The following is a 21,570-nucleotide window of genomic DNA, read 5'->3' as shown; positions in this document are numbered from 1 at the left end:
CATGGCAGATTACCAGGGTAAAAAAGTCGTCATTATCGGTTTAGGCCTGACCGGCCTTTCCTGCGTGGACTTTTTCCTCGCGCGCGGCGTCACGCCTAAGGTGATGGATACCCGCACGTCGCCGCCGGGGCTGGATAAGCTGCCGGAAACGGTCGAGCGCCATCTTGGTAGTCTTAACGATAACTGGTTGCAGAGCGCCGATCTGATTGTCGCCAGCCCCGGTATGGCGCTGGCGCATCCGTCGCTGAGCGCCGCTGCGGACGCGGGCGTCGAGATTGTCGGCGATATCGAGCTCTTCTGCCGTGAAGCACAGGCTCCGATCATCGCCATTACCGGTTCGAACGGCAAAAGTACCGTTACCAAACTGGTCGGTGAGATGGCGGAAGCGGCCGGTAAAAATGTTGGCGTCGGCGGCAATATCGGCCTACCTGCGCTGATGCTGCTGGACGAAGCGCGCGAGCTGTATGTGCTGGAGCTCTCCAGCTTCCAGCTGGAAACCACCTCCAGCCTGCACGCCGTGGCAGCAACGATTCTCAACGTTACTGAAGATCATATGGATCGCTACCCGTTTGGCCTGCAGCAGTACCGCGCGGCCAAACTGCGTATCTATGAAAACGCCAAAGTGTGCGTGGTGAATGCTGATGACGCCCTCACTATGCCGGTTCGCGGTGCCGATGAGCGCTGCGTCAGCTTTGGTGTCGATGTCGGTGACTATCACCTCAACCGCCAGCAGGGCGAAATCTGGCTGCGGGTAAAAGGTGAGAAGGTGCTGAACGTCAAAGAGATGAAACTGAGCGGCCAGCACAACTACACCAACGCGCTGGCAGCGCTGGCGCTGGCGGATGCAGCCGGTTTACCGCGCGCCAGCAGCCTGAAGGCGCTGACCACCTTTGGCGGGCTGGCGCACCGCTTCCAGCTGGCGTTTGAGCATAACGGCGTGCGCTGGATCAACGACTCGAAAGCGACCAACGTCGGCAGCACCGAAGCGGCGCTTAATGGCCTGCAGGTGGAAGGTACGCTGCATCTGCTGCTGGGCGGCGATGGCAAATCGGCGGACTTTTCGCCGCTGAAGCGCTACCTCGGCGGCGATCGTATTCGCCTTTACTGCTTCGGGCGCGATGGCGCTGAACTGGCTGCGCTGCGCCCGGAAGTGGCTGAGCAGACAGAAACTATGGATCAGGCGATGCGCTTAATTGCCGCGCGCGTGCAGCCGGGCGATATGGTGCTGTTGTCGCCGGCCTGTGCCAGCCTCGATCAGTTTAAGAATTTCGAACAACGGGGCGACCAGTTCACCCGTCTGGCGCAGGAGTTAGGCTAATGCGTTTAACGCTTCCCCGCCCGAGAATGCCGCGTCTGCCAGGTTATGGGATCCTGGCGTGGCTGTTTGCGGCATTGAAAGGCTGGGTCATGGGTTCGCGACAGAAAGATACCGACAGCCTGGTGATGTACGATCGCACCTTGCTGTGGTTGACGCTGGGCCTGGCGGCGATCGGCTTCATTATGGTGACCTCGGCGTCAATGCCGGTCGGTCAGCGACTGACGGACGATCCCTTCTTCTTCGCCAAACGCCACGGGCTTTACCTGTTCCTGTCGTTCTGTATGGCGATGATCACGCTGCGCCTGCCGATGGAGTTCTGGCAGAAGTACAGCTCGGTGATGCTGATCGCGGCGATCATTATGCTGTTAGTGGTGCTGGTGGTGGGCAGCTCGATCAACGGTGCGTCGCGCTGGATCGACCTTGGCATCATGCGCTTCCAGCCTGCGGAGTTCACCAAGCTGTCGCTCTTCTGCTACCTGGCGAACTACCTGGTGCGCAAAGTGGATGAGGTGCGTAACAACCTGCGCGGCTTCTTAAAACCGATGGGCGTGATCCTCGTGCTGGCGATCCTGCTGCTGGCGCAGCCGGACCTCGGTACGGTGGTGGTGCTGTTTATTACTACGCTGGCGATGCTGTTCCTTGCAGGCGCGAAGCTGTGGCAGTTCATCGCCATTATCGGCATGGGTATCTCGGCTGTGATACTGCTGATCCTCGCCGAACCCTATCGTATTCGCCGCGTAACCTCCTTCTGGAACCCGTGGGAAGATCCGTTTGGCAGCGGATATCAGTTAACCCAGTCGCTGATGGCGTTTGGCCGCGGCGAGCTGTGGGGGCAGGGGCTTGGCAACTCGGTACAGAAGCTTGAGTATCTGCCGGAAGCGCATACCGACTTTATCTTCTCCATCATCGGCGAAGAACTCGGTTATATCGGTGTGGTAGCCGCACTTTTAATGGTATTCTTCGTCGCTTTCCGCGCCATGTCCATTGGCAGAAAAGCGCTGGAGATTGACCACCGCTTCTCCGGTTTCCTTGCTTGCTCCATAGGTATCTGGTTTAGCTTCCAGGCGCTGGTTAACGTCGGTGCGGCAGCCGGTATGCTGCCGACCAAAGGCTTAACCCTGCCGCTGATCAGTTACGGCGGCTCCAGTTTATTGATTATGTCGACGGCGATTACGCTGTTGCTACGGATAGATTATGAAACGCGTCTGAAGAAAGCTCAGGCGTTTACACGAGGTGTGTGATGGGTGGTCAACCTAAGCGGTTAATGGTGATGGCAGGCGGAACCGGCGGGCATGTTTTCCCCGGTCTCGCCGTGGCGCACCATTTGATGGATCAGGGCTGGCAAGTACGCTGGCTCGGAACCGCCGATCGTATGGAGGCTGACCTGGTGCCGAAACATGGCATCGATATCGACTTCATCCGCATCTCCGGCCTGCGCGGCAAAGGGCTGAAAGCGCTGCTGCTCGCGCCGGTGCGTATCTTTAACGCCTGGCGTCAGGCGCGCGACATTATGAAGCGCTTCAAACCGGACGTGGTGCTGGGCATGGGCGGATATGTCTCCGGCCCCGGCGGTCTTGCCGCCTGGTCGCTCGGTATTCCGGTTGTCCTGCATGAGCAGAACGGTATTGCCGGTTTGACCAACAAGTGGCTGGCGAAGATCGCCACCAAAGTGATGCAGGCATTCCCCGGCGCATTTCCGAAAGCGGAAGTGGTGGGGAACCCGGTGCGCGTTGATGTGCTGGCGCTGCCGCTGCCGCAGATGCGTCTGCCGGGCCGCGAAGGGCCAATCCGCGTGCTGGTGGTTGGCGGCTCTCAGGGCGCGCGCGTGCTGAACCAGACCATGCCGCAGGTGGCGGCTAAACTGGGCGCGGCGGTCACCATCTGGCATCAGAGCGGGAAAGGCGCGCAGCAGGATGTTGAGCAGGCGTATGCCACTTCCGGGCAGGCGCAGCATAAAGTTACTGAATTTATTGACGATATGGCTAAAGCCTATGCGTGGGCGGATGTGGTCGTTTGCCGCTCCGGCGCGCTGACGGTGAGCGAAATCGCCGCTGCCGGTCTGCCGGCGCTGTTTGTGCCGTTCCAGCACAAAGACAGACAACAGTACTGGAATGCCCTGCCGCTGGAGAAAGTGGGCGCGGCGAAGATCCTCGAACAGCCGCAGTTTACCGTTGATGCCGTGGCAGCAACGCTTGCGGGCTGGGATCGTGAAGCATTAAGAGAGATGGCGGAACGCGCACGCGCGGCAGCCATCCCCGACGCCACCGAGCGGGTGGCGCATGAAGTGAGCCTTGCGGCTCAAGGTTAAATCGTGGCGACGCCTGTTTGCGTCGCGCCAATTTTTTAGAAGTTGATGGCGTTTAGAAAATGAATACACAAGAACTTGCGAAACTGCGTTTAATCGTGCCCGAGATGCGTCGCGTCCGGCACATTCACTTCGTTGGCATCGGCGGTGCTGGCATGGGCGGTATTGCCGAAGTGCTGGCCAACGAAGGCTACCAGATTAGCGGTTCTGATTTAGCGCCAAACCCGGTGACGCAGCAGCTGACGTCTCTTGGCGCCACCATCTACTTCAACCATCGCCCGGAAAATGTGCTTGATGCGAGCGTTGTTGTGGTCTCCAGCGCCATCTCTGCCGATAACCCGGAGATCGTTGCCGCGCAGGAAGCGCGTATCCCGGTGATCCGCCGCGCGGAGATGCTGGCTGAATTAATGCGTTTTCGTCACGGCATCGCTATCGCCGGGACGCACGGAAAAACGACCACCACCGCCATGGTCTCCAGTATCTACGCGGAAGCGGGTCTGGATCCGACCTTCGTTAACGGCGGGCTGGTAAAAGCGGCCGGGGTGCATGCGCGCCTGGGCCATAGCCGTTATCTGATTGCCGAAGCGGATGAGAGCGACGCCTCCTTCCTGCACCTGCAACCGATGGTGGCGATTGTGACCAATATCGAAGCCGACCATATGGATACGTACCACGGTGACTTCGAGAATTTGAAAACGACGTTTATCAACTTCCTGCACAACCTGCCGTTTTATGGCCGTGCGGTGATGTGTGTTGATGACCCAGTGATCCGCGAGCTGCTGCCGCGCGTCGGGCGTCAAATTACCACCTATGGATTTAGCGACGACGCCGATGTGCGCGTTGAAGAGTACCGCCAGCAGGGGCCGCAGGGCCACTTTACGCTGGTGCGCCAGGATAAATCGGCGCTGCGCGTAACGCTCAATGCGCCGGGTCGCCACAATGCGCTCAACGCCGCAGCGGCGGTGGCCGTGGCGACGGAAGAGGGGATTGACGACGAGGCGATTCTGCGCGCGCTGGAGAGCTTCCAGGGCACCGGTCGCCGCTTTGATTTCCTCGGCGAGTTTCCGCTGGAAGCGGTGAATGGCAACAGCGGCAGCGCGATGCTGGTTGATGATTACGGTCACCATCCAACGGAAGTGGACGCAACGATTAAAGCCGCGCGCGCCGGCTGGCCGGATAAAAATCTGGTGATGATTTTCCAGCCGCACCGCTATACGCGTACCCGCGATCTCTATGACGATTTCGCCAACGTGCTGACGCAGGTGGATAAGCTGCTGATGCTGGAAGTTTACGCCGCGGGCGAAACGGCAATCCCGGGTGCTGACAGCCGTTCGCTCTGCCGCACGATCCGCGGTCGCGGCAAGATCGACCCAATCCTGGTCTCCGATCCGGATCAAGTGGCGGCGATGCTGGCCCCGGTGCTGACCGGTAACGATCTGATCCTGATTCAGGGCGCAGGTAATATCGGCAAGATCGCCCGCAGCCTCGCGCAGTGCAAACTGGTGCCGCAGAGCGAGGAGGTGCAGCGTGGCTGAGAAAGTTGCCGTTCTGCTGGGTGGCACCTCTGCCGAGCGCGATGTGTCGCTTAATTCAGGCGCGGCTGTGCTTGCCGGGCTGCGTGAAGGCGGCGTTGACGCCCACGCCATCGATCCGCGCGAGGTTGATGTAACCCGCCTGAAAGAGATGGGCTTCAGTAAAGCGTTTATCGCGCTGCACGGCCGCGGCGGTGAAGATGGCACGTTGCAGGGACTGCTGGAGCTGACCGGCGTTCCCTACACCGGCAGCGGCGTGATGGCCTCTGCGATTTCAATGGATAAACTGCGCAGCAAACTGCTGTGGCAGGGCGCGGGTTTACCGGTTGCGCCGTGGGTTGCGCTGACGCGCGGTGAGTTTGAATCAGGCCTGCAAGCGGCTGATATGCAACGTATTGAAGCGTTGGGCTTACCCCTGATCGTTAAGCCAAGCCGCGAAGGCTCCAGCGTCGGGATGTCAAAGGTCAACGAAAGTAGCGATCTGCAGGCGGCTTTAGCGCTTGCTTTTCAACACGATGATGAAGTTCTGATCGAAAAATGGCTCAGTGGCCCGGAATTTACCGTCGCGTTGCTTGGAAATGAAATTTTACCGTCGATTCGCATTCAACCGGCGGGAATCTTCTATGATTATGAGGCGAAGTATCTCTCTGATGAGACGCAGTATTTCTGCCCATCAGGTCTGGAAGCAGAGCGGGAAGCGGCTTTACAGGCGCTGATCGCCAAAGCGTGGCAGGTTTTAGGCTGCCGCGGCTGGGGACGAATCGATGCGATGCTCGACAGTGATGGTCAATTTTATTTGCTGGAAGCGAATACCTCGCCGGGTATGACCAGCCACAGCCTGGTGCCGATGGCGGCGCGTCAGGCGGGGCTGAGCTTTACCCAGCTTGTTGTTCGTATTCTGGAACTGGCGGAGTGATATGTCTCAGGCTGCGCTGAACACGCGAAATCGCGAAGCGGAGGCGGTAACGACCTCCCGCCGCAACAATGGAACGCGCCTTGCCGGCATTGTGTTCCTGTTGACGGTACTGTGCACCGTGTTGGTGAGTGGCTGGATCGTGCTCGGCTGGATGGATGACGCGCAGCGGTTGCCGCTGTCGAAGCTGGTGTTAACCGGCGATCGTCACTACACGCGCAATGATGATATTCGCCAGTCCATTCTGGCGCTTGGCGCACCCGGGACCTTTATGTCCCAGGACGTCAATATCATTCAGAGCCAGATTGAGCGCTTGCCGTGGATCAAGCAGGCGAGCGTAAGAAAGCAGTGGCCGGACGAATTGAAGATTCATCTGGTTGAATATGTGCCCATAGCGCGGTGGAATGACCAGCATATGGTTGATGCGGACGGCAACGCCTTTAGCGTACCGGCGGAACGCACCAGCAAGCAGATATTGCCGATGCTGTATGGCCCGGAAGGCAGCGAAAACGAAGTGCTGCAGGGATACCGCGATATGGGACAGGTGCTGGCAAAGGATAAGTTCACGCTGAAAGAAGCGGCGATGACCGCGCGGCGCTCCTGGCAGGTGACGCTGAGCAATGATATCAAGCTCAACCTGGGACGTGGCGATACGATGAAACGTCTGGCGCGCTTTGTTGAACTCTACCCGGTGCTGCAGCAGCAGGCCCAGACGGATGGCAAAGAGATAAGCTACGTGGATTTGCGCTATGACTCAGGCGCGGCGGTAGGCTGGAAGCCTGCCCCTGTACAGGCACAACCGGATCAGCAGCAAAATCAGGCACAACAGAATCAGGCACAGGCAGAGCAACAATGATCAAGGCGACGGACAGAAAACTGGTAGTTGGACTGGAGATTGGCACCGCGAAGGTCGCCGCTTTAGTAGGGGAAGTTCTGCCCGACGGTATTGTTAATATCATTGGCGTAGGCAGTTGCCCATCCCGTGGGATGGACAAAGGCGGGGTGAACGATCTGGAGTCGGTGGTGAAGTGCGTACAGCGCGCCATCGATCAGGCCGAACTGATGGCCGATTGCCAGATCTCCTCGGTCTACCTTGCGCTCTCGGGGAAACACATTAGTTGCCAGAACGAAATTGGTATGGTGCCGATTTCAGAAGAAGAAGTGACGCTGGAAGATGTGGAAAACGTGGTGCATACCGCGAAATCAGTCCGCGTACGTGATGAACACCGCGTACTGCACGTGATTCCGCAGGAGTACGCCATTGACTACCAGGAGGGTATTAAAAACCCGGTAGGCCTTTCCGGCGTGCGCATGCAGGCGAAAGTACACCTGATTACTTGCCATAACGATATGGCGAAAAACATCGTTAAAGCCGTTGAACGATGTGGTTTGAAAGTTGACCAACTTATCTTTGCCGGGCTGGCCGCCAGCTACTCGGTGTTGACTGAAGATGAACGCGAACTGGGCGTCTGCGTCGTTGACATCGGCGGTGGTACAATGGACATGGCCGTTTATACCGGTGGCGCGCTGCGCCACACTAAAGTGATCCCTTACGCGGGGAATGTGGTAACCAGCGATATCGCCTACGCCTTCGGCACACCGCCGAGCGATGCGGAAGCGATTAAAGTTCGCCACGGTTGCGCGCTGGGATCGCTGGTCGGTAAAGATGAGAGCGTTGAAGTGCCGAGCGTGGGCGGTCGACCGCCGCGCAGCCTGCAGCGCCAGACGCTGGCAGATGTGATTGAGCCGCGCTATACCGAGCTGCTCAACCTGGTCAACGACGAGATATTGCAGTTGCAGGAGCAGCTTCGCCAGCAGGGTGTGAAACATCATCTTGCGGCAGGGATTGTATTAACCGGCGGCGCGGCGCAGATTGAAGGTCTGGCGGCCTGCGCGCAACGTGTGTTCCATACGCAGGTGCGTATTGGTGCACCGCTCAATATTACTGGCTTAACTGATTATGCCCAGGAGCCGTATTACTCTACGGCGGTTGGGTTGCTGCACTACGGGAAAGAGACCCATTTAAGTGGTGAAGCGGAAGTGGAAAAGCGGACGTCAGTCGGTTCGTGGTTCAAACGAATCAACAGCTGGCTGCGAAAAGAGTTTTAATTTTTTTCAGAGACCGTAGAAAATTAGCGGTTTCAGGCGACAGGCACATACGCCAATCCTGATAAGCGGCCCACGGGCTGCCCGGTGGATGAGGCGTAAAGACGGAGAGAGATTATGTTTGAACCAATGGAATTAACCAACGACGCGGTGATTAAAGTCATCGGCGTCGGTGGCGGCGGCGGTAATGCCGTAGAGCATATGGTGCGCGAGCGCATCGAAGGGGTTGAGTTCTTCGCGGTGAATACCGACGCCCAGGCGTTGCGTAAGACGGCGGTAGGGCAGACCATCCAGATCGGTGGCGGTATTACCAAAGGTCTGGGCGCAGGGGCTAACCCTGAAGTCGGTCGTAATGCGGCTGAAGAAGATCGTGAAGCGTTGCGCGCTGCGCTGGAAGGCGCTGACATGGTCTTTATCGCAGCGGGCATGGGTGGCGGTACCGGTACCGGTGCGGCGCCTGTGGTAGCTGAAGTTGCTAAAGACTTAGGCATTCTGACCGTTGCGGTGGTGACTAAGCCGTTCAACTTTGAAGGCAAGAAGCGCATGGCCTTTGCAGAGCAGGGTATTACCGAACTCTCAAAACATGTCGATTCCCTGATCACTATCCCGAACGACAAGCTGCTGAAAGTGCTGGGTCGCGGTATCTCTCTGCTTGACGCGTTCGGCGCGGCAAACGACGTGCTGAAAGGCGCGGTGCAGGGTATCGCCGAGCTGATTACCCGTCCGGGTCTGATGAACGTTGACTTCGCCGACGTGCGCACCGTGATGTCCGAAATGGGCTACGCGATGATGGGCTCCGGCGTGGCAAGCGGTGAAGATCGTGCGGAAGAAGCGGCAGAAATGGCGATCTCCAGCCCGCTGCTGGAAGATATCGATCTTTCTGGTGCGCGTGGTGTGCTGGTTAACATCACTGCCGGCTTCGACCTGCGTCTGGATGAGTTCGAGACCGTTGGTAACACCATTCGTGCGTTCGCTTCTGACAACGCGACGGTGGTTATCGGTACCTCTCTCGACCCGGATATGAACGACGAACTGCGTGTGACCGTTGTTGCCACCGGTATCGGTATGGACAAGCGTCCTGAGATTACTCTGGTAACTAACAAACAGGCGCAGCAGCCGGTTATGGATCGCTACCAGCAGCACGGCATGCAGCCGATGCAGCAGGAGCAGAAGCCGGCGAAAGTGGTTAACGACAATACGCCGCAGACCACCAAAGAGCCCGATTATCTGGATATTCCGGCGTTTCTGCGTAAGCAGGCGGACTAAGAATTTACTGGAAGTTGGGCATGTTCGCTCTTTGTGCTAAACTGGCCCACCCATTGTGTTATACAATTTGGTTGGATTGGTAATAAGGCGAGATTATACGATGATCAAACAAAGGACTCTTAAACGTATCGTTCAGGCGACTGGTGTCGGTTTACATACCGGCAAGAAAGTCACACTGACGTTGCGCCCTGCGCCGGCAAATACCGGGGTCATCTATCGTCGCACTGACTTAAATCCACCGGTAGACTTTCCGGCTGATGCTAAATCTGTGCGTGATACTATGCTCTGTACTTGTCTGGTCAACGAGCATGACGTGCGGATTTCCACCGTCGAGCACTTAAATGCGGCTCTGGCGGGGCTGGGTATCGACAACATCATTGTCGAAGTCGATGCACCGGAAATTCCAATTATGGATGGCAGTGCAGCACCGTTCGTATACCTGTTGCTTGACGCAGGGGTCGAGGAGCTGAACAGCGCCAAGAAATTCGTTCGCATCAAAGAGACGGTGCGTGTTGAAGATGGCGATAAGTGGGCCGAGTTCAAACCGCATAACGGTTTTACGCTCGATTTCACCATCGACTTCAACCACCCGGCGATTGATGCCAGCACGCAACGCTACGCGATGAACTTCTCTGCCGACGCATTTATGCGCCAGATTAGCCGCGCGCGTACTTTCGGTTTCATGCGTGATATCGAATACCTTCAGTCCCGCGGCCTGTGCCTGGGCGGAAGCTTCGATTGTGCCATCGTAGTTGACGATTATCGCGTACTGAACGAAGACGGCCTGCGTTTCGAAGATGAATTCGTGCGCCACAAAATGCTCGATGCAATCGGCGACCTCTTTATGTGTGGTCACAACATTATCGGTGCGTTTACCGCTTATAAATCCGGTCATGCGCTGAACAACAAACTTCTGCAGGCTGTTCTGGCAAAACAGGAAGCCTGGGAATATGTGACCTTCGAAGACGAAGCTGAACTGCCGCTGGCATTCAAAGCACCTTCAATGGTTCTGGCATAACGCCATAACCTAAAAAATCGACTGGTTAACCTGGCACTCTCTCCGGTCAGGGGAACCAGTCGTTTTTCTTTTTGCGCGCCGCAAAATCCTCTCTTTACGACTAATCTTTCCGGAAATCTTTTCAACGCTGCGATCCTGCGTTTGATTGCTGCTTTCCTCGCCAGTTTTCACGCGCGTCAGGCCTGTTTCCTGCTGTGTGGCGACGGCATTAGTGATAAGATTTGGGCGCAATCGACTTTCATAGACGCAACATGATGGACGCGTCTTTTTTGGTGGAGCAAGTGAGCGGAATACTGACGCGTTGGCGACAATTTGGCAGACGCTATTTCTGGCCGCATCTCTTATTAGGGATGGTCGCGGCGAGTTTTGGCTTGCCCGCGCTTGCCAGTAATACCGAAACCCACGCCACGCGCGAAACGACGCGCAATCACGCTTCGGCAACTACGGCGAATTTTACCAGCCTCGCGCTGCTGGAAGCGAAACGCCGCCCGAACTTCACCGTCGATTACTGGCATCAGCACGCCATCCGCACCGTTATTCGTCATCTTTCGTTCGCCATGGCGCCGCAAACGCTGGCAGCCGCAACGGAAGAGCCTTTGCCGATTCAGGCACATCATCTTGCCCTGCTCGATACGCTAAGCGCGCTGCTTAACGTTGAAAGCAAGCCGCCGGCGATTGTACGCCTTGCGGATCGCCTCTCTTTTACACCTTTCGCAACGTTCAGTGTCTCGAACTGGATTAGCCAGGCGCAGGGTATCCGCGCAGGCCCATACTCCCTCAGCTAAAAAAAGCCCTATTCATCCATTTTTTTCGCTTCGCTGAGCGGAGTATCAGAGATTTTTTATCATGCTAAATTTGTTAACAAAAGTATTCGGTAGCCGCAACGATCGTACGCTGCGTCGTATGCGTAAAACCGTCAACCAGATCAATGCCATGGAACCGGCCCTTGAGAAGCTCAGCGATGATGAGCTGAAAGGCAAGACGGTAGAGTTCCGCGCGCGTCTTGAGAAGGGCGAAAGCGTTGACTCCCTGCTGCCGGAAGCCTTTGCGGTGGTACGCGAAGCCAGTAAACGCGTCTTCGGCATGCGCCACTTTGATGTGCAACTGCTTGGCGGCATGGTGCTTAACGATCGCTGCATCGCCGAGATGCGCACCGGTGAAGGTAAAACCCTGACCGCAACCCTGCCGGCCTACCTCAACGCGCTGAGCGGCAAAGGCGTGCACGTGGTGACCGTCAACGACTATCTGGCGCAGCGTGACGCCGAAAACAACCGTCCGCTGTTCGAGTTCCTCGGCCTGACCGTCGGCATCAACTTGCCTGGCATGCCGTCTGTCGCGAAACGCGAAGCTTACGCCGCCGATATCACCTACGGCACCAACAACGAATATGGCTTCGACTATCTGCGCGACAACATGGCGTTCAGCCCGGAAGAGCGCGTTCAGCGTAAGCTGCACTATGCGCTGGTGGATGAGGTGGACTCCATCCTGATCGATGAAGCGCGTACGCCGCTTATCATCTCTGGTCCGGCGGAAGATAGCTCTGACCTCTACAAAAAAGTGAACAAAATCATTCCTCACCTGGTGCGCCAGGAGAAAGAGGACTCTGATACCTTCCAGGGCGAAGGCCACTTCTCTGTCGACGAAAAAGCGCGTCAGGTTACCCTGACCGAGCGCGGTCTGGTACTGATTGAAGAGCTGCTGGTGAAAGAGGGCATCATGGAGGAGGGTGAGTCGCTTTACTCCCCGACCAACATCATGCTGATGCATCACGTTACCGCCGCGCTGCGCGCCCATGTGCTCTTTACCCGCGATGTTGATTACATCGTAAAAGATGGTGAAGTGATCATTGTTGATGAGCACACCGGTCGTACGATGCAGGGCCGCCGCTGGTCCGATGGCCTGCACCAGGCCGTTGAAGCCAAAGAAGGCGTTGAGATCCAGAACGAAAACCAGACGCTGGCGTCCATCACCTTCCAGAACTACTTCCGTCTGTATGAAAAACTGGCCGGTATGACCGGTACCGCAGATACCGAAGCGTTCGAATTCAGCTCCATCTACAAGCTCGATACCGTGGTTGTGCCGACAAACCGCCCAATGATCCGTAAAGATATGGCGGATCTGGTCTATATGACCGAAGCGGAAAAAATCCAGGCGATCATCGAAGATATCAAAGAGCGTACCGCCAACGGTCAGCCGGTGCTGGTTGGTACCATCTCGATTGAAAAATCAGAAGTGGTGTCGAATGAGTTAACCAAAGCGGGCATCAAACATAACGTACTGAACGCCAAATTCCACGCCAAAGAAGCAGATATTGTGGCGCAGGCCGGTTATCCGGGCGCGGTCACTATCGCCACCAACATGGCGGGCCGTGGTACCGATATCGTGCTGGGCGGCAGCTGGCAGTCTGAGCTGGCCGAGCTTGTCGATCCGACGCCTGAACAGGTTGCAGAGCTTAAAGCCGAGTGGCAGAAACGCCATGACGCGGTGCTGGCGTCGGGCGGTCTGCACATTATTGGTACCGAGCGCCACGAATCGCGCCGTATCGATAACCAGCTGCGTGGCCGTTCCGGTCGTCAGGGCGATGCGGGTTCTTCCCGTTTCTACCTCTCGATGGAAGATGCGCTGATGCGTATTTTCGCCTCCGATCGCGTTTCCGGCATGATGCGTAAGCTTGGTATGAAGCCGGGCGAAGCGATTGAGCACCCATGGGTGACAAAAGCGATTGCCAACGCGCAGCGTAAAGTGGAAAGCCGCAACTTCGATATCCGTAAGCAACTGCTGGAATATGATGATGTGGCGAACGATCAGCGTCGCGCAATCTACACCCAGCGTAACGAGCTGCTGGATGTGACCGACGTGAGCGAAACCATCAACAGCATTCGTGAAGATGTCTTCAAAGCGACCATCGACGGGCACATTCCGCCGCAGTCTCTGGAAGAGATGTGGGATATTCCGGGCCTGCAGGAGCGTCTGAAAAATGATTTCGACCTCGACCTGCCGATCGCAGAGTGGCTGGATAAAGAGCCGAACCTGCATGAAGAGACGCTGCGTGAGCGTATTCTGCAGAGCGCGGTAGAGACCTACCAGCGTAAAGAGGAAGTGGTTGGCGCGGAGATGATGCGTCACTTCGAAAAAGGCGTCATGCTGCAAACCCTCGACTCTCTGTGGAAAGAGCACCTGGCGGCGATGGATTATCTGCGCCAGGGGATCCATCTGCGCGGCTACGCGCAAAAAGATCCGAAGCAGGAGTACAAGCGTGAATCCTTCGCCATGTTCGCCGCGATGCTGGAGTCACTGAAGTATGAAGTGATCAGCACCCTGAGCAAGGTGCAGGTGCGCATGCCGGAAGAAGTTGAAGCAATGGAGCAACAGCGCCGCGAAGAGGCAGAGCGTCTGGCACAGATGCAGCAGCTAAGCCATCAGGACGATGAAGCCGCTGCCGCCGCTGCACTTGCCGATCAATCCGGCGAGCGCAAAGTTGGCCGGAACGATCCTTGCCCGTGCGGTTCTGGTAAGAAATATAAACAGTGCCATGGCCGTCTCGCATAACGGCTAACTAACTGATGAAAAGGCGCAGAGATCTGCGCCTTTTTTATGGAGTCATCAGCATGAAAATACTCAACATCGCCGTCGGTATTATTCGTAATCCGCAGGGCGAAATCTTTATTACCCGGCGCGCGGCCGATGCGCATATGGCAAACATGCGCGAATTCCCCGGCGGCAAAATCGAAGCGGGTGAAACGCCGGAGCAGGCGATGATCCGTGAACTTCAGGAAGAAGTGGGCATCACCACGCAAAGCGCCACACTGTTCGATAAGCTGGAGTATGAATTCCCCGACCGCCATATCACGCTCTGGTTCTGGCTAGTCGACAAATGGCAGGGCGAACCGTGGGGGAAAGAGGGGCAGCCGGGCGAGTGGATTGCGCAGAGCGCGCTGAAAGCAGAAGATTTTCCCCCGGCTAACGAACCGGTCATTACAAAACTGATTGCGCAGAGCAAGACCCGCTGACCTTCAGCCAGCGGGCAGCCCGGGATTACTGTTGCTCTTCGCTCCACTCATCGCTGTCAGAGAGATCGCCCGCGCTGGGGATTCGTTTCTCTTCCGCCGCCCATTCGCCAAGATCAATCAGCTGGCAGCGTTTGCAGCAAAAAGGGCGATACGGGCTGGCTTCGCCCCATACCACAGGTTTGCCGCAGGTCGGGCAATTCACAATTGTCTTTTCAGTCATCAGAGTTCCTTAACAGCAGGCTAATTCAAAATCGAGCCGCTCCGGCACCGTGCCGTGTTCGCTGTCGAGGGGCATAAAACGAATGGCAAAGCGGCTTTTATGGCCGGAGATTTGCGGGTAAAGCCGCGCCTCGAGCGGCAGTTGCAGACGCAGCAGATCGGCATCATCACCGTTATCCTGGTAGAAACCGTTCAGGCTGGTCTGGCGACGATACGGGGCGGCGTTGCGGATCAGATCGAGGATTAATGTCAGGGTAGCGCGCAGCGGTTCCAGGCTCTCCAGCCAGTAACTTACCTGCGCATCGCGCTGCTCCTGCGGTAAGTGTAACCACATATGCAGCGTCGGCAGATCGAAGCTACAGCAGCCGCCGGGAATGCTTAAGCGCTGGCGTACCAATGCTATCAACCGATCTTCACGTAACATCTGACCAATACGCGGCGCATTCATCAGCACGGCCCCGCTCCCTTTCAGCTGTTGGCGGATCTCTTCAATACGCCTGGGATCCACGCCCGGCACTTCGCTCCAGGCTTGCAGCTTACGCTGCTGGCGCTCCAGCTCTTTCAACAATTCAGTACGGGTGTCACCGCGCTCGAACACATCCAGCAGATCGCCCACGTTACGGAAGAAGTGCAGCGCGCCAGCGTGGTCGCTGACGGGCAAGTGGACGGAGAGTTGTTGCAGTAAGAACTCGACACGCAGCCAGGTGCGCATTTTTTCATTCAGCGGATGTTCAAAAAGGATGTGGGTGTGCATTACGGTTTTTCCTGTGATACGGCCTGCGCGGCGAGAGCGAGATAGTGCGCATGCAGGCGGGCAACATCCGATGCGATTGCATCTGGTGCGCCATTATTGTCAATGACATCATCCGCGACGGCAAGCCGCGCATCGCGCGTGGCTTGCGCGGCGAGGATCTGTTCAGCATGTTCGCGGGTCACGCCGTCACGGCGCATGGTGCGTAAAATTTGCGTCTCAACCGGAACGTCAATGACTAATACCCGATCGGCTTTGTGGTAAAGCTGGTTCTCCACCAGCAGTGGAACGACCCACAGCACATACGGTGATGTCGCCCGGGCCATCTGACGCTCGGTCTCTTGCTGGATAAGCGGGTGCAGCAAGCCGTTGAGCCAGCGCTTATCAACGTCAGAGGCAAAAATATGTTCGCGGAGTAAGCGACGATTGAGTGAGCCGTCCGCGAGGATCATTTCATCGCCGAATTTTTCGGCAATCGCGCGTAGCGCAGGGGTGCCAGGCTCGACGACCTGGCGGGCAATCACGTCCGCATCGATAACGTTAACGCCCTGTTTGGCGAACGCGTCCGCCACGGTACTTTTACCGCTGCCAATACCGCCCGTTAACGCGACCTTATACTTCATAACGCTCAATCCTGTAAGGGGCTGCCAGACTCATTCTCTGCTATTATTTTCGCCACTCATCACAACGAAACCGCAGCAGACTTAGCGTGAAAAAAAGCAAAGCCACCCTTTTTTTATTTATAGGAATCAGTAAGTTGAAAATCAATCAGACAATAAAGAAATCAATTAACTGAAACTGGCATATTCACCAGGTAAATTTATAGGATTGTAGCGTAAAAAAAGAGATTTTCGCAGTCTTGCGCGGCCCTTATTAGTGCGTATGATAGCGTCACTGGAGTTGTGAGTTTGTCTTAGCGCCATTAACCCCAGGAATCCCTACATGCGTATCGAAGAAGATTTGAAGTTAGGTTTCAAAGACGTTCTTATCCGCCCTAAACGTTCCACTCTCAAAAGCCGTTCCGATGTTGAACTGGAGCGCGAATTCACTTTCAAGCACTCAGGAATGCGCTGGTCCGGCGTACCGGTTATCGCTGCCAATATGGATACCGTGGGGACATTCGCCATGGCGAAAGCGCTGGCCTCGTTCGATATCCTGACTGCCGTCCACAAGCACTACTCCGTTGAAGAGTGGCGAGCATTTGTGCAGGCGCAGGCCGACTCTGTGCTGCGCCACGTAATGGTTTCAACCGGCACATCCGATGCCGATTTCGAAAAAACCAAGCAGATCCTCGCGCTGCATCCGTCCCTTAATTTCGTCTGCATTGACGTTGCTAACGGCTACTCCGAACACTTCGTGCAGTTTTTGGCTAAGGCGCGTGAAGCCTGGCCGGACAAAACCATCTGCGCGGGCAACGTAGTGACCGGCGAAATGTGCGAAGAGCTGATCCTCTCCGGCGCCGATATCGTCAAAGTGGGCATTGGCCCTGGTTCTGTCTGCACAACGCGCGTAAAAACCGGCGTCGGTTATCCGCAGCTCTCGGCGGTGATTGAGTGTGCCGATGCGGCGCACGGCCTCGGCGGCCAGATCGTCAGCGACGGTGGCTGCACTGTGCCGGGCGATGTTGCCAAAGCGTTTGGCGGCGGCGCAGACTTCGTGATGCTCGGCGGTATGCTGGCAGGCCATGAAGAGAGCGGCGGCACGCTGATGGAAGAGAACGGCGAGAAGTTTATGCTCTTCTACGGCATGAGTTCTGAGTCCGCGATGAACCGTCACGTTGGTGGCGTGGCAGGCTACCGTGCCGCTGAAGGTAAAACCGTTAAGCTTCCGCTGCGTGGCCCGGTTGAGAACACTGCGCGCGATATCCTCGGTGGTTTACGTTCCGCCTGCACTTACGTCGGCGCCTCTCGTCTGAAAGAGCTGACCAAACGCACCACCTTTATTCGCGTTCAGGAGCAGGAAAACCGCGTTTTCAACAGCCTGTAAATGGCTTGCGGTAAACGCGGCTTAACGCGTTGTACCGCCATCAGCCCGTACCGCCCATCGCATCGCCAAGATGAAAGATGGGCAGGTACATCGCCACCACCAGCACACCAATGATTATCCCTGTCACCACCAGCATCAGCGGCTCCAGCACCGCCGCCAGCCCGTCGGCCTGACGCTGCGTCTGTTCACTGTGATACTGCGCCAGATTATCCAGCATGCTGTCGAGCGCGCCTGACAGTTCCCCGGTTCGTACCAGCTGTATGCAGAGCGGCGGAAACTCGCCGCTCGCTTTTAACGCGGCAAATATCGGCGCGCCTTCGGTTATCTCCTGCTGCGCGCGCACTAACAGATCCCGCCAGTAGGGGCAGACCACCGTTTCGGTCACGCTCTCCAGCCCTTGTAAAAAGGCGATACCTGCACGCTGGGTCAGCGACAAGACGGTAAAGATCTGGCTCAGGCGCTGCCCGCGCACCAGCGGCCCGATGACCGGGCAGGCAAGCAGCAACCGTTGACAGGCACGAAGCCAGTTATCGTTATTACGTAGCCGCAGCAGCAGCGCGCCTGCCAGCACGCTAACCAGCATCAAAGGCAGCGCGCAATGTTTGACTATCTCCGCTCCCGCAATCACCCCGCGCGTTAATGCCGGCAGCGGCGTATTGAAGGTCTGGTAGATGGTGGCGAACTCCGGCAGCACCAGGTAGATCATCGCCAGCACCACCGCAGCGGTCAGCGACAGAATAATCAGCGGGTAGCGCAGCGCCTTTTTCACCTTCAGCTTCAGTTCATGCTGTGCTTTTTGCTGCGCAGCGAGCCTGAAACAGCACTCGTCCAGCTTGCCGGTCAGTTCACCGGTGCGGATCATCGCCTGCCAGAGCGGCGGAAATACCTCCGGCCACTGACGCAGCGCCGCAGAGAAGGTTTCTCCTTCTTCGAGTGCCGCTGACAGGCTTTGCAGCAGTGCCTGCCACTGTCTGGCCGGATGCTGCTCCGCCATCAACTGTAGCCCTTCCGGCAGTGTCAGCCCGGCCTTAAGCAGGGTGGCAAGCTGGTTGAGTAGCGGCGTACTCTGCTCAGGGCTCCACAGACGCGCGCGCACCGGTCGACGTTTCAGTGTCAGCGGATGACATTGTTGCTGTAGCAGGCACAATACCGCCGCCGCGCGGCTTTCACTCCAGAGCAGCCCCGCTTGCAGTTCACCGCTATCATCCAGCCCCGACCATTGCCAGAGTTGCCTACTCGCCATGCGGGTAACCCAGTATCCGCACCAGCTCCTCAAAGGTCGTCAGCCCCTGTTCAACCGCCTGGCAGCCATGGTGAAAGAGCGTTGTCATGCCTTCTTCACGCGCACACTGTTCAATCTCGTTCACGCTCATGCCGCTGACAATCGCCTGGCGTATCGGCGGTGTGATGTTGAGGATCTCAAATAGCGCCACCCGGCCGTAGAAGCCGTGATAACAGGCTTCACACCCCTGAGCGCGCCAGCGTGGCAGCGGGCGTGACCAGACGTTAGCAGGCAGATGAATGCTCTCTGTCGCCAGCTTGCGGCAGTGGGGGCAGAGCTTACGGACCAGCCGCTGGGCAACCACCAGCGATAACGCCGAAGAGATCATCCAGCGGGCCACCCCCATCTGTTCAATCCGCACCAATGTTTCGCTGGTGGAATTAGTATGCAGCGTCGACAGCACCAGGTGACCCGTCTGCGCAGCCTTGATGGCAATCTCGGCGGTTTCACCATCGCGGATCTCGCCGACCATAATGACGTCGGGATCCTGGCGCAGCAGGGCGCGCAGCACACTCTGAAAGGTCAGCCCGGCGCGCGGTGCTATCTGGGTTTGATTCAGACCCGCCAGCGGGATTTCCACCGGATCTTCCACGCTACAAAGATTAACCTCCGGCTTATTACGCGCCTGCAATGCGCTGTAGAGCGTGACGGTTTTTCCGCTACCCGTGGGACCGGTTACCAGCAGTAAACCTTGCGGCTGCGCCAGCGCGGCGTTGAACTGTGCCAGCTGCGCCTCGGTCATGCCGAGCGCGGGCAGCGCCAGCGCCTGGTTCACCTGGTGTAGCAGCCGCAGCACCACTTTCTCGCCGTGACGGCAGGGCAGTGTAGCAATACGAAACGATACCGGCTGATCGGCGAGGGTGACGGTAAACTGCCCATCCTGCGGCAGTCGCCGCTCGGCGATATCCAGATTGCCCATCACTTTTAACCGGGCGGTCAGAGTGTCGGAGAGGGTGCATGGCAGAGGCGAAAGCGGATGGAGCACGCCATCCACCCGCAGGCGGATCGCGTAGTGCATCTCGCCCGGCTCGAAATGGATATCCGATGCGCGCAGCATCAGCGCTTGTTGCAGCGTTTGGTTGATGATCTCAACCGCCGAGCCGCTCTCCTCGGTGAGTGCGGCACTTGCCGCAGGTAGTGACTGCGCGGCGAGCTGTTGATGCTTTTCCATTTCATCCTGCGTCCAGCAGCGGATATCAACACGCTGCTGGGCAACGAAACTGAGTGACTCCATTAGCTCCATGCTCGGGCTGCCTACAACAGCGATAACCAGTGCTTCATCATCTTTGCTCAGTAATGCCGCGTTATGGCGGCGGCACAGCGCCTCGAGTTTGTTCTCTTTCATCAGATATCCTTATCGACCGGTACGGAAAACGTCTTCGCACGCCTGCTGTAGCGCACTGTCTGCCTCGGTATTACAGCTGCGCGTCCACCCCTGAATGCCATTTGCGCTGCTCCATTGCGGTGTCATCACCACGCTCAAACCGTTAAGACTCTCCTGGCCGGTGAGCGAGACCACGCCTTTGGCAACGCTGAGCGTGGCGACATAACGCGTCGTCGTTGGAGAGGGGATGCCATTACTGCTGGCGTCGCAGCTATCGACGCCGCCGCGCTCCAGCGCGCAGAGCTCGACGGCGGTGCGGTAGGGGACAAAGGTTTGCAGCATGTCCGTTAGCGCCGCTTTGCGCAGGTAGTTTTGATAGGCGGGAATGCCGATGGCGCTCAGAATGGCGACAATGCCAATCACCACCATCAGCTCAATGAGGGTAAATCCGTGTTGTCTGTTCATAGACGGCTCCTTATGCAGAGCCGTTACTGTGTCAGGGGGGGAAAAGCGGTGCGAGCGGCAAAAGAGCAGCCCGGAAAGTGGCTTCCGGCGTTTTTACCGCGGTTGCATAACAGAACAAGATTGCTGCGAGATAAGCCGCAAAAAAACGGGCCAGCGGCCCGTGATATTGAGAGATGATCAGCGAAAGCGCATCGAGAGATCGAGGGCGCGGACGTGTTTTGTCAGCGCGCCGACAGAGATGTAATCGACGCCGGTTTGCGCAAATTCGCGCAGCGTCTGCTCGGTAACATTGCCGGAGACTTCCAGCTTCGCCTGGCCGTTGGCCCGTTTTACCGCTTCGCGCATCTGCTCGGGCGCGAAGTTATCCAGCATGATGATATCCGCCCCTGCCTTCAGCGCATCATCGAACTCTTCCAGCGTCTCGACTTCAACCTCAACCGGCACATCGGGGTGCAGCCAGAAGGCTTTCTCTACCGCGTTGCGCACTGAGCCTGCGGCGATAATGTGGTTCTCTTTGATCAGAAACGCATCGGAAAGCCCGAGACGATGATTCGCGCCACCGCCGCAGAGCACCGCATATTTCAGCGCCGTGCGCAGGCCGGGCAGGGTTTTGCGCGTATCGAGCAGTTGTGTTTTGGTGCCCTCCAGCAGGGCAACATAGTTGCGCACCGCGCTGGCGACGCCGGAGAGCGTCTGGACAAAGTTGAGCGCCGTACGTTCACCGGTCAACAACACGCGCGAAGGGCCATCCAGCTCAAACAGCGGCTGATCGGCGTGCACCGTGTCGCCATCCGCAACGTGCCAGGTGAGCGTCACGTCGTCGCCCGCCAGCTGTATAAACACCTCTTCAACCCAGCGTTTACCGCAGAACACCCCCTCTTCACGGGTGATCACTACCGCATGGGAGCGATTCTCTGGCGGTAATAATTGCGCGGTAATGTCGTTATTCGCATCGACTTCTCCACCCAGATCTTCACGCAGTGCCAGCGCGACGGCGGCAGGAATATCCAGTTCGATGCGTTTTAGCAACGCGTCACGGCGAAGGTCGGGGTTATAGCGGCGAGGCGGCATGATA

Annotated in this window: 20 protein-coding genes; 13 read left to right on the top strand and 7 right to left on the bottom strand. The window is 57.3% G+C overall.

Features of this window, described 5'->3' with window-relative positions; translation table 11 throughout:
* Position 1 precedes the first annotated feature (1 nt).
* The 12 genes from murD (at position 2) to mutT (ending at position 14,468) form a co-directional block, all read left to right on the top strand.
* Complete coding sequence (gene murD, locus N7V53_RS12920) at positions 2–1,318, top strand: UDP-N-acetylmuramoyl-L-alanine--D-glutamate ligase (RefSeq protein WP_023480504.1); 1,317 nt, start codon at positions 2–4, stop codon at positions 1,316–1,318.
* Positions 1,318–2,559 (top strand): cell division protein FtsW, encoded by a 1,242-nt coding sequence (gene ftsW / locus N7V53_RS12915; protein WP_023480426.1) that lies wholly within the window; start codon positions 1,318–1,320, stop codon positions 2,557–2,559. The genes murD and ftsW overlap by 1 nt, the downstream gene beginning before the upstream one ends.
* A complete protein-coding gene (murG, locus tag N7V53_RS12910; RefSeq protein ID WP_279793610.1) occupies positions 2,559–3,626 on the top strand; it encodes an undecaprenyldiphospho-muramoylpentapeptide beta-N-acetylglucosaminyltransferase in 1,068 nt (355 codons plus the stop codon). The genes ftsW and murG overlap by 1 nt, the downstream gene beginning before the upstream one ends.
* Before the next feature lie 59 nt (positions 3,627–3,685).
* On the top strand, positions 3,686–5,158 hold the full coding sequence (murC, locus tag N7V53_RS12905) for a UDP-N-acetylmuramate--L-alanine ligase (RefSeq protein ID WP_279793609.1): 1,473 nt from the start codon (positions 3,686–3,688) through the stop codon (positions 5,156–5,158).
* On the top strand, positions 5,151–6,071 hold the full coding sequence (locus N7V53_RS12900) for a D-alanine--D-alanine ligase (RefSeq protein ID WP_279793608.1): 921 nt from the start codon (positions 5,151–5,153) through the stop codon (positions 6,069–6,071). Before murC ends, N7V53_RS12900 begins: the two co-directional genes overlap by 8 nt.
* Before the next feature lies 1 nt (position 6,072).
* Positions 6,073–6,924 (top strand): cell division protein FtsQ, encoded by an 852-nt coding sequence (gene ftsQ, locus N7V53_RS12895; RefSeq protein WP_023480397.1) that lies wholly within the window; start codon positions 6,073–6,075, stop codon positions 6,922–6,924.
* The gene (gene ftsA / locus N7V53_RS12890) at positions 6,921–8,177 is read left to right on the top strand and encodes a cell division protein FtsA (RefSeq protein WP_279793607.1); all 1,257 of its coding nucleotides are present in this window, start codon (positions 6,921–6,923) and stop codon (positions 8,175–8,177) included. The genes ftsQ and ftsA overlap by 4 nt, the downstream gene beginning before the upstream one ends.
* Positions 8,178–8,291: 114 nt before the next feature.
* Complete coding sequence (gene ftsZ, locus N7V53_RS12885) at positions 8,292–9,440, top strand: cell division protein FtsZ (RefSeq protein WP_007373153.1); 1,149 nt, start codon at positions 8,292–8,294, stop codon at positions 9,438–9,440.
* Positions 9,441–9,540: 100 nt separating this feature from the next.
* Positions 9,541–10,458, top strand: coding sequence for a UDP-3-O-acyl-N-acetylglucosamine deacetylase (gene lpxC, locus N7V53_RS12880; protein ID WP_023480366.1), 918 nt, complete (start codon positions 9,541–9,543; stop codon positions 10,456–10,458).
* A gap of 281 nt (positions 10,459–10,739) precedes the next feature.
* The gene (gene secM / locus N7V53_RS12875; RefSeq protein ID WP_023480225.1) at positions 10,740–11,243 is read left to right on the top strand and encodes a secA translation cis-regulator SecM; all 504 of its coding nucleotides are present in this window, start codon (positions 10,740–10,742) and stop codon (positions 11,241–11,243) included.
* Between the two features lie 58 nt (positions 11,244–11,301).
* Positions 11,302–14,007, top strand: coding sequence for a preprotein translocase subunit SecA (gene secA, locus N7V53_RS12870; protein WP_034813344.1), 2,706 nt, complete (start codon positions 11,302–11,304; stop codon positions 14,005–14,007).
* Positions 14,008–14,066: 59 nt separating this feature from the next.
* Positions 14,067–14,468: an 8-oxo-dGTP diphosphatase MutT gene (mutT, locus tag N7V53_RS12865; RefSeq protein WP_279793606.1), complete on the top strand. Its 402-nt coding sequence runs from the start codon at positions 14,067–14,069 to the stop codon at positions 14,466–14,468.
* Between the two features lie 25 nt (positions 14,469–14,493).
* Here the strand turns inward: mutT and yacG are convergent, their stop codons facing one another.
* Genes yacG through coaE form a run of 3 tightly spaced genes read right to left on the bottom strand, consistent with a single transcriptional unit; the run spans position 14,494 to position 16,061 of the window.
* A complete protein-coding gene (yacG, locus tag N7V53_RS12860) occupies positions 14,494–14,688 on the bottom strand; it encodes a DNA gyrase inhibitor YacG (protein ID WP_279793605.1) in 195 nt (64 codons plus the stop codon).
* A gap of 9 nt (positions 14,689–14,697) precedes the next feature.
* A complete protein-coding gene (gene zapD, locus N7V53_RS12855; RefSeq protein WP_023480376.1) occupies positions 14,698–15,441 on the bottom strand; it encodes a cell division protein ZapD in 744 nt (247 codons plus the stop codon).
* Positions 15,441–16,061 (bottom strand): dephospho-CoA kinase, encoded by a 621-nt coding sequence (gene coaE / locus N7V53_RS12850; RefSeq protein WP_023480460.1) that lies wholly within the window; start codon positions 16,059–16,061, stop codon positions 15,441–15,443. Before coaE ends, zapD begins: the two co-directional genes overlap by 1 nt.
* A 319-nt stretch (positions 16,062–16,380) precedes the next feature.
* On the opposite strand from coaE, the gene N7V53_RS12845 reads away from it, so the two are divergent.
* A complete protein-coding gene (locus N7V53_RS12845; protein WP_023480391.1) occupies positions 16,381–17,424 on the top strand; it encodes a GMP reductase in 1,044 nt (347 codons plus the stop codon).
* A 40-nt stretch (positions 17,425–17,464) separates the two neighbouring features.
* On the opposite strand, the gene hofC is transcribed toward N7V53_RS12845, so the two are convergent.
* From hofC to nadC, 4 genes are all read right to left on the bottom strand, one after another.
* Positions 17,465–18,667, bottom strand: coding sequence for a protein transport protein HofC (gene hofC / locus N7V53_RS12840; protein WP_279793604.1), 1,203 nt, complete (start codon positions 18,665–18,667; stop codon positions 17,465–17,467).
* The gene (gene gspE / locus N7V53_RS12835) at positions 18,657–20,051 is read right to left on the bottom strand and encodes a type II secretion system protein GspE (RefSeq protein ID WP_279793603.1); all 1,395 of its coding nucleotides are present in this window, start codon (positions 20,049–20,051) and stop codon (positions 18,657–18,659) included. Before gspE ends, hofC begins: the two co-directional genes overlap by 11 nt.
* 9 nt (positions 20,052–20,060) lie before the next feature.
* Positions 20,061–20,495 carry a prepilin peptidase-dependent pilin gene (gene ppdD / locus N7V53_RS12830; protein ID WP_279793602.1) on the bottom strand — a complete coding sequence of 145 codons (435 nt, stop codon included), beginning with the start codon at positions 20,493–20,495 and terminating at the stop codon, positions 20,061–20,063.
* A 177-nt stretch (positions 20,496–20,672) separates the two neighbouring features.
* A complete protein-coding gene (gene nadC, locus N7V53_RS12825; protein WP_270221313.1) occupies positions 20,673–21,566 on the bottom strand; it encodes a carboxylating nicotinate-nucleotide diphosphorylase in 894 nt (297 codons plus the stop codon).
* Between the last annotated feature and the right edge of the window lie 4 nt (positions 21,567–21,570).

Source organism: Kosakonia sp. HypNH10, assembly GCF_029850615.1.
Taxonomy (GTDB): Bacteria; Pseudomonadota; Gammaproteobacteria; order Enterobacterales; family Enterobacteriaceae; genus Kosakonia; species Kosakonia cowanii.
The sequence above is the reverse complement of the archived record's forward strand: the minus strand, read 5'-3'. Positions and strand labels throughout refer to the sequence as shown.

What these genes read in the sequence shown, in the direction of transcription:
- murG (WP_279793610.1), top strand. Translation starts at nt 2,559, where the DNA reads ATGGGTGGTCAACCTAAGCGGTTAATGGTGATGGCAGGCGGAACCGGC.
- murC (WP_279793609.1), top strand. Translation starts at nt 3,686, where the DNA reads ATGAATACACAAGAACTTGCGAAACTGCGTTTAATCGTGCCCGAGATG.
- ftsQ (WP_023480397.1), top strand. Translation starts at nt 6,073, where the DNA reads ATGTCTCAGGCTGCGCTGAACACGCGAAATCGCGAAGCGGAGGCGGTA.
- ftsA (WP_279793607.1), top strand. Translation starts at nt 6,921, where the DNA reads ATGATCAAGGCGACGGACAGAAAACTGGTAGTTGGACTGGAGATTGGC.
- coaE (WP_023480460.1), bottom strand. Translation starts at nt 16,061, where the DNA reads ATGAAGTATAAGGTCGCGTTAACGGGCGGTATTGGCAGCGGTAAAAGT.
- lpxC (WP_023480366.1), top strand. Translation starts at nt 9,541, where the DNA reads ATGATCAAACAAAGGACTCTTAAACGTATCGTTCAGGCGACTGGTGTC.
- gspE (WP_279793603.1), bottom strand. Translation starts at nt 20,051, where the DNA reads ATGAAAGAGAACAAACTCGAGGCGCTGTGCCGCCGCCATAACGCGGCA.
- mutT (WP_279793606.1), top strand. Translation starts at nt 14,067, where the DNA reads ATGAAAATACTCAACATCGCCGTCGGTATTATTCGTAATCCGCAGGGC.
- ftsW (WP_023480426.1), top strand. Translation starts at nt 1,318, where the DNA reads ATGCGTTTAACGCTTCCCCGCCCGAGAATGCCGCGTCTGCCAGGTTAT.
- N7V53_RS12845 (WP_023480391.1), top strand. Translation starts at nt 16,381, where the DNA reads ATGCGTATCGAAGAAGATTTGAAGTTAGGTTTCAAAGACGTTCTTATC.
- nadC (WP_270221313.1), bottom strand. Translation starts at nt 21,566, where the DNA reads ATGCCGCCTCGCCGCTATAACCCCGACCTTCGCCGTGACGCGTTGCTA.
- zapD (WP_023480376.1), bottom strand. Translation starts at nt 15,441, where the DNA reads ATGCACACCCACATCCTTTTTGAACATCCGCTGAATGAAAAAATGCGC.
- ftsZ (WP_007373153.1), top strand. Translation starts at nt 8,292, where the DNA reads ATGTTTGAACCAATGGAATTAACCAACGACGCGGTGATTAAAGTCATC.
- murD (WP_023480504.1), top strand. Translation starts at nt 2, where the DNA reads ATGGCAGATTACCAGGGTAAAAAAGTCGTCATTATCGGTTTAGGCCTG.
- ppdD (WP_279793602.1), bottom strand. Translation starts at nt 20,495, where the DNA reads ATGAACAGACAACACGGATTTACCCTCATTGAGCTGATGGTGGTGATT.
- yacG (WP_279793605.1), bottom strand. Translation starts at nt 14,688, where the DNA reads ATGACTGAAAAGACAATTGTGAATTGCCCGACCTGCGGCAAACCTGTG.
- hofC (WP_279793604.1), bottom strand. Translation starts at nt 18,667, where the DNA reads ATGGCGAGTAGGCAACTCTGGCAATGGTCGGGGCTGGATGATAGCGGT.